5 protein-coding genes and 1 pseudogene are annotated in these 6,869 nt (G+C 72.2%); all 6 read left to right on the forward strand.

Going from position 1 to position 6,869, the window contains the following annotated elements; translation table 11 throughout:
• Nucleotides 1-351, forward strand: a pseudogene (locus ACFE64_RS14335) (AMP-dependent synthetase); the annotation flags it as partial.
• A 148-nt stretch (nt 352-499) separates the two neighbouring features.
• A complete protein-coding gene (locus tag ACFE64_RS14340; protein WP_375393136.1) occupies nt 500-2,656 on the forward strand; it encodes a molybdopterin cofactor-binding domain-containing protein in 2,157 nt (718 codons plus the stop codon).
• Between the two features lie 434 nt (nt 2,657-3,090).
• Nucleotides 3,091-4,251: a PEPxxWA-CTERM sorting domain-containing protein gene (locus ACFE64_RS14345; protein WP_375393137.1), complete on the forward strand. Its 1,161-nt coding sequence runs from the start codon at nt 3,091-3,093 to the stop codon at nt 4,249-4,251.
• Nucleotides 4,252-4,326: 75 nt separating this feature from the next.
• Nucleotides 4,327-5,328 carry a helix-turn-helix domain-containing protein gene (locus ACFE64_RS14350; RefSeq protein ID WP_375393138.1) on the forward strand — a complete coding sequence of 334 codons (1,002 nt, stop codon included), beginning with the start codon at nt 4,327-4,329 and terminating at the stop codon, nt 5,326-5,328.
• A gap of 168 nt (nt 5,329-5,496) precedes the next feature.
• Nucleotides 5,497-6,516, forward strand: a complete 1,020-nt coding sequence (gene hemH, locus ACFE64_RS14355; RefSeq protein WP_375393139.1) for a ferrochelatase — start codon at nt 5,497-5,499, stop codon at nt 6,514-6,516.
• 19 nt (nt 6,517-6,535) lie between these two features.
• Nucleotides 6,536-6,869 (forward strand): SDR family NAD(P)-dependent oxidoreductase (locus ACFE64_RS14360; RefSeq protein ID WP_375393140.1); only part of this gene is annotated, 334 nt, incomplete at its 3' end.

Here is a 6,869-nt window from a genome sequence, read left to right on the forward strand (position 1 = left end):
TTCATCGTCGACCGCAAGAAGGACATCATCATCCGCGGCGGCGAGAATATCAGCTGCCAGGAGGTCGAATCGGCGCTGTACGAGCATCCGGGCATCGCCGAGGCGGCGGTGTTCGGGCTGGCGGACGAACGGCTGGGCGAGGTGCCGGGCGCGGTGATCCACCTCGGACCCGATGCGGCGCTCGACGAGGACGCGTTGAAGGCGTTCCTCAGGGAGCACATCGCGGCCTTCAAGGTGCCGCAGCGCATCTGGCTTGCCGCCGCGCCGCTGCCGCGGCTGGGGACGGAGAAGATCGACAAGGTCGGCCTCAGGAACCAGTATCGCGCGATCTGGGCGGGGGAGACCGCCTAGCCCTCCCTGCAGGGGAGGGGGAGGGAGCCGAATGGTCGGCGGAAGGGAGCGGTCGCGAGCCACGTCACGAGAGACGCGCGTCGGCCACCCTCTCCCCTGAAGGCAGAGGGAAGGTGACGGGCCTCTGCACCTCCGCTAATCCCCCGCCATGCCCGTCGATCGTCGCACCCTGCTCGTCACCGGCGGCGCGGGGGTCGGGCTGATCGTCGGCTGGCGGCTGTGGCCGCGGCGCTATGGGGCGAGCCTGCCGGCGGCGCCCGGCGAGACGGCGTTCGGCGCGTGGCTCAAGATCGGCGACGACGGCCACGTCACCGTCGCGGTTCCGCAGGCGGAGCACGGGCAGGGCGTGCTGACGGCGTTGGCGCAGGTGGTGGCGGACGAGCTGGGCGCGGACTGGCGCACCGTCGGGGTCGAGGCGGCGCCGCTCAGCCCGCTCTACGCCAACCCGCTGGCGCTCGCCGAGCTGACCGAGACGGCGCCTTCGCGCTGGGCCGACGCGCCGCTGCTGACCGGCGGCTCCTCCTCCATCCGGCAGTGGCATGACGAATGTGCGCGGGCGGGGGCGGCGGCGCGCGCGCTGCTCTGCCAGGCGGCGGCGCGGCGCTGGGACGCGGACTGGCGGGCGCTGACGGTCGACGCCGGGTTCGTCGTCCATGGCAAGCAGCGGCTGCGCTTCGCCGCGCTCGCCGCGGCGGCGGCGCAGGAGCGCGTGCCCGCGCCCGTGCCGGTCGGCATCGCGGGGGCGGGGAAGCTCGTGGGAAAACCCCTGCCGCGGCTCGACGGGCCCGCCAAGGTGGACGGCTCGGCCAATTTCGCGGGCGACCTGCGGCTGCCCGACATGATCCACGCCGCGGTGCGCGCGGGGCCGATCGGCGACAGCCGGCTCGTGCGCGTCGACAAGGCGGCGGCGGACCGCATCCGCGGCGTCGTCGCGGTAGTCGAGAACCCGCGCTGGGTCGCCGCCGCGGCGACCACCAGCTGGGCGGCGGAGCGCGCGCTCGACGCGATGCGGCCGCGTTTCGAGACCCGCGGGGATCCGCTCGACGACGAAGGGATCGCGCGGGCGCTGGAAGCGGCACTGCAGCGGCCCGGCGTGCGGATGGCGACGGGCGGCAAGCCCGAGCCGCTGCTCGCCGGCAGCGGCCTCGTCACCGCGCGCTACGATCTGCGCGCCGCCGTTCATGCCCCGATCGAGACGCCGAGCGCGACCGCGAGCTATGCCGACGGGCGACTGGAGCTGTGGCTGGCGACGCAGGCGCCGGGCCTCGCGCGCGCCGCGGCGGCGGGGGCGGCGGGGCTGGTTGAGGATGCGGTGGTGGTCCACCCGATGCTGATCGGCGGCTCGTTCGGCGAGGCGCTGGACATGCGGGTGGCCGAGCAGGCGGCGGTGCTCGCGGTGGCGCTGAAGCGGCCGGTCAGCCTCGTCTGGTCGCGCGGCGAGGCGCTGCGCCAGGGGCGGCCGCGCCCGCCCGCGGCGGTGGCGATGAGCGAGCAGCTGGCGGCGAACGGCGGCGTCGCGGCGTGGCGCGCGCAGATCGCGACGCCGCCGGTGGGCGCGCCGCTGCGACGGCGGCTCGCCCCGCCGGGGCTGCACTGGCCGGAGCGGGGCGACCCTTACGCCGTCGCCGGTGCGGCGACGCCGTACCGGCTGCCCGCCTATGCCGTCGACTGGCACGAGGCGGCGCTGGACCTGCCGGTCGGGCATCTGCGCGGCGGCGCGCATGGCTGGACGTGCTTCGCCACCGAATGCTTCCTGGACGAGATCGCGCACGGGGCGGGGCAGGAGCCGGTCTCCTACCGCATCGGCATGCTCGGCGGCGACCCGCGGCTGGCGCGCTGCCTGTCGACCGCGGCGTCGCTGGGCGGCTGGGACGGCGGCGCGGCCGGGACGGGGCAGGGCATCGTCTGCTGGCGGCTGCGCGGCAGCGCGATCGCGGTGCTGGCGGAGGCGCGGCTGGAGGGCGGCCGGCCGGTGGTGGAGCGGCTGGTCGCCGCCGCCGATTGCGGGCGCGTGGTCAACCCCGATCTGGTCCGGCAGCAGATCGAGGGGGGGCTGGTGTTCGGCCTGGCGACCGTGCTGGGCGCGGCGACCGGCTACCGGCGCAACCTGCCGACCGCGCGCGGGCTGGGCGACCTGCACCTTCCGCGGCTCGCCGACGCGCCCGACATCACCGTCGAGCTGATCGGCAGCGACGAGGCGCCCGGCGGCGCGAGCGAACTGGCGGCGCCGCCCGTCGCGCCTGCGGTCGCCAACGCGCTGGCGTCCGCGACGGGGCGGCGTTTCCGGTCGCTGCCGTTCGCGTGACATCGGCGATCGGCGGAGACGGAGTAACGGAGCCTGGTGGCTTACGCTCGTGCGCTTCGGGCGCACCAAGGAGGCCAGCGCCGCCGTTTGACGGTGTCACGACCGTTCGGTTGGGACACTTGGCGCAGTATGGCGACGACCGCTCCAGTCTCGGTCATAGCTGAGCTGAGCTGTCGATCCCGGGAACGACTTTCCGCGCGCGGGAGCCCGACGCCTTGCGGTTCGGGGACTGGCGGTCCTTTCGGTGCGACCGGCGACACATCCAAGGATGCCGGACGGGTCACAGTGAAGATTCGCATTATCGTCCCATCGCGGGAAAACCCTGTTTTTGTAAGGAATAACGCCTGCGTCGCCGCCGGATCGCGGTTACGGGGACGTTAATCGGCACCGCGGGACGGGGGGCCGGGATCGACCGAGCCTTTGGGGGAATAAACATGAAGCGCAACCATCTTATCGCCGCTGCGGCAACCCTGGCGCTCGGCATCGCCGCGCCGGCGAGTGCGGCGCCCTATATCCTGACCGATCTGGGCGACCTGCCCGGCGGGGCCGACGGCAGCCAAGCCTTTGGCATCAACGATGCCGGTCAGGTCGCGGGCTACAGCACTGCCACGACGGGCAACCGCGCCGTCCTGTGGAGTGCGGGCGGGGGGATGCAGAATCTGGGCGACCTGCCCGGCGGGACCGACGGCAGCGTCGCCTTTGGCATCAACAATGCCGGACAGGTCGCGGGCTATAGCGGCGCCACGACGGGCAACCGCGCCTTCCTGTGGAGCGCGGGCGGGGGGATGCAGAATCTGGGCGACCTGCCCGGCGGGACTGACGTCAGCGCCGGCAACGCCATCAACAATGCCGGACAGGTCGCGGGCTATAGCGGCGCTGCTACAGGCACCCGCGCCTTCTTGTGGAGTGCGAACGGGGGGATGCAGGACCTGGGCGACCTGCCCGGTGGGAGTGACTCCAGTCTAGCCTATGGCATCAACGATGCCGGGCAGGTCGTGGGCTATAGCAGCGCCACGACCGGCACCCGCGCCTTTCTATGGAGCGCGAGCGGGGGAATGCAGAATCTGGGCGACCTGGCCGGTGGGAGTGACTCCAGTCTAGCCTATGGCATCAACAATGCCGGGCAGGTCGTGGGCTATAGCGTCGCCACGACGGGTAGCCGCGCCTTCCTGTGGAGCGCGAGCGGGGGAATGCAGAACCTGGGCGACCTGCCCGGCGGGGAAGACAACAGCTACGCCTATGGCATCAACGATGCCGGGCAGGTCGTGGGCTATAGCGGCGCCGCGGGGGGCAGTCGCGCCTTTCTTTGGACCGCAAGCGGGGGCATGCAGGACCTCAATGACCTGATCGATCCGGCGTCGGGCTTCACGCTTATAAATGCGCGCGGGATCAATGCCGGCGGACAGATCGTCGGCTATGGCACCAAGCTGGTCGGTACCACCACCGTCACCCATGCCTTCCTGCTCACGCCCGGCGCGGTGACGGGGGCGGTGCCCGAGCCGGCGACCTGGGCGATGATGCTGCTCGGTTTCGGCGGCATGGGCTATATCCTGCGCCGCCGTGCCGAGGTTGGCGCGCGCATCCGTTTCGCCTGACACGCCGTTCGTCACGGGGAGCCGCCGGCCGCAAGGTCGGCGGCTTTTCCGCGTCGGATGCGTTTGAGCGTGCAAGTGGGACAGCTTTTGATCGAGAGTGGCAGCCTGACCCCCGGGATCGATCCGGCAGCATGGCGCGTGCCGGCCGGGACGGCGCTGCGGTACGAGGTGCCCGACCCGGTGCTGCGTCCGCTGCTGCCGAGCTATGCGGTGATCGAAGCCGACCCGGCGATCTGGACGGGGCCGGACGACTGGCTGCTGCCGGGCTGGGCGCAGCTCTGGATCGTGCTCACGCAGGGGCCGGTGGCGGTGTCGATGCGCCGACGGTCCGTGCCGCTCGGCGCGGCGATGGTGTTCGGCGGCACCAGCCAGGCGATGCCCGTCGTCTCGCACGGCGGCGTCACCGTGGTGGTCGATATCAGCCCGATGGGCTGGGCGCGGCTGTTCGACACGTCGGCGGAGGCCGCGCGCGACAGCATCACGCCGCTGGATCAGCTCGGCCATGCCTCCTGGGCGGAGGATCTGAGCGCGCTGCTCCATGCGTCCGACCGCGCCGGCGAGGTCAAGGGGCTGCTCGATGCGTTCTTCCTGAGCCGACTGCCGCCGCCGCACCGCGACGAGGCGGCCATCGCCCGGCTCGCCGCGGCGCTGAACGGCGATACGACGGCCGACGGCGGCGCGCTGGCCGACGGTCTGGGCCTCACCCCCCGCGCCGTGCGGCAACTGGCGTTGCAGCATTTCGGCCATGGGCCGAAGGTGCTGATGCGCCGGACGCGCTTCCTGCGCGCGCTGACCGCGATGCTGATGGCGGACGAGGCACCGGATTTCGCGATCGCGCCGCCCGGCTATCACGACGTTCCCCACTTCCTGCGCGACGCCAAGCTGTTCCTCGGCCTGACGCCACGGCGCTTTCTGGCGATCGGGATGCCGTATCAGCGCGCGGCGCTGCGCGCTCGGACGATGGTGCTGGGGGCGCCGCTGCCGCTGCTGGACCGGACGGCGGCGACCTGGGGCGGGGACGGCTGCGGCGCGCCCGTGGCGACGTCAACGAAGACGGTCCGGGCCGGCACAGGCTGACGCGCCGGCGACCAACCCGGTGGCGTCGAAGCCTTGCCTCGTGGCGAACGATCATGGCCCGACGAACGGCTGCTCTGGCGGTCGCGATCCCGAAAGCTGCCCGGCGCTTGCCACCACCGTTCGCCATCACGGTATCCCCCGCCCCGTTCGGCCGTTACGGACGCACCCATGCAGCCGCCCGCCGACCATCCCGCCATTCCCGCGCCGCGCATCGGCGTGCTGCTCGTCAATCTCGGCACGCCCGACGCGGCGAACGCGCGGTCGGTGCGGCGGTATCTCGCCGAATTCCTGTCGGACCGCCGCGTGGTCGAGCTGCCGCGTCTCCTGTGGCAGCCGATCCTGCGCGGCGTGGTGCTGACGACGCGACCCAGGAAATCCGCGCACGCCTATCAGCAGGTGTGGACCGAGGCGGGCTCGCCGCTGGCGGCGATCACCGCGCGGCAGGCGGCGGCGCTCCGGGATGCGTTCGGGCCGGGCGTGACGGTCGATTACGCGATGCGCTACGGCCGGCCGGCGATCGGCGACCGGCTGCGGGCGATGAAGGACGCCGGCTGCGAGCGGATCCTGCTCGCGCCGCTCTATCCGCAATATTGCGCCGCGACGACGGCGACCGCCAACGACCAGGCGTTTGCCGTGCTGGCGGCGATGCGCTGGCAGCCGGCGTTGCGGACGCTGCCGCCCTATCATGACGATCCGGCCTATATCGCCGCGCTGACGGCATCGGTGACGCAGGGGCTGGCGGCGCTGCCGTTCGCGCCGGACGCGGTGATCGCCAGCTTCCACGGCATGCCGGCGCGGACGCTGACGCTCGGCGATCCCTATCATTGCCATTGCCGGAAGACCGGGCGGCTGCTGGCGGAGGCGCTGGGGCGCGAGCTGATCGTCACCTTCCAGTCGCGCTTCGGCCGGGCGAAATGGCTGGAGCCGGCGACCGACACGACGCTGGCGGCGCTACCGGGGCGCGGGGTGAAGCGGGTCGCGGTGGTCGCGCCCGGCTTCTCGGCGGATTGCCTGGAGACGCTGGAGGAGATGGCGATCCGCGGGCGCGAGACGTTCCTGGAGGCGGGCGGGACCGACTTCGCCTATCTGCCTTGCCTCAACGATTCGGCCGGGGGCGTGGCGATGCTGCGCACGATCCTGCAGCGGGAACTTGCGGGGTGGACCGACGCTGCTAGCGTCGAGCGATAACAAGCGAGGGAGAGGTGTGATGGCACGAGTCGCAATCGTGACGGGCGGCACACGCGGGATCGGCGAGGCGATCAGCCTGGCGCTGAAGGACTTGGGGATGATCGTCGCGGCCAATTACGCCGGCAACGACGATCGCGCCCGGGCCTTCACCGAGCGGACCGGGATCAAGGCGTTCAGGTGGGACGTGAGCGATTACGACGCGACCCAGGCGGGCGTGCAGCAGGTCGAGGAGGATCTCGGGCCGGTCGATGTCTGCGTCAACAATGCCGGCATCACCCGCGACGCGACGCTGCTCAAGATGGACAAGCAGGCCTGGAACGAGGTGATCGACACCAATCTGGGCGGCTGCTTCA

The sequence above is a fragment of the uncultured Sphingomonas sp. genome (assembly GCF_964250165.1).
GTDB lineage: Bacteria > Pseudomonadota > Alphaproteobacteria > Sphingomonadales > Sphingomonadaceae > Sphingomonas.

Excerpts from the sequence above, each read along its gene's own strand:
- ACFE64_RS14340 (WP_375393136.1), top strand. The coding sequence starts at position 500 with ATGCCCGTCGATCGTCGCACCCTGCTCGTCACCGGCGGCGCGGGGGTC.
- hemH (WP_375393139.1), top strand. The coding sequence starts at position 5,497 with ATGCAGCCGCCCGCCGACCATCCCGCCATTCCCGCGCCGCGCATCGGC.
- ACFE64_RS14345 (WP_375393137.1), top strand. The coding sequence starts at position 3,091 with ATGAAGCGCAACCATCTTATCGCCGCTGCGGCAACCCTGGCGCTCGGC.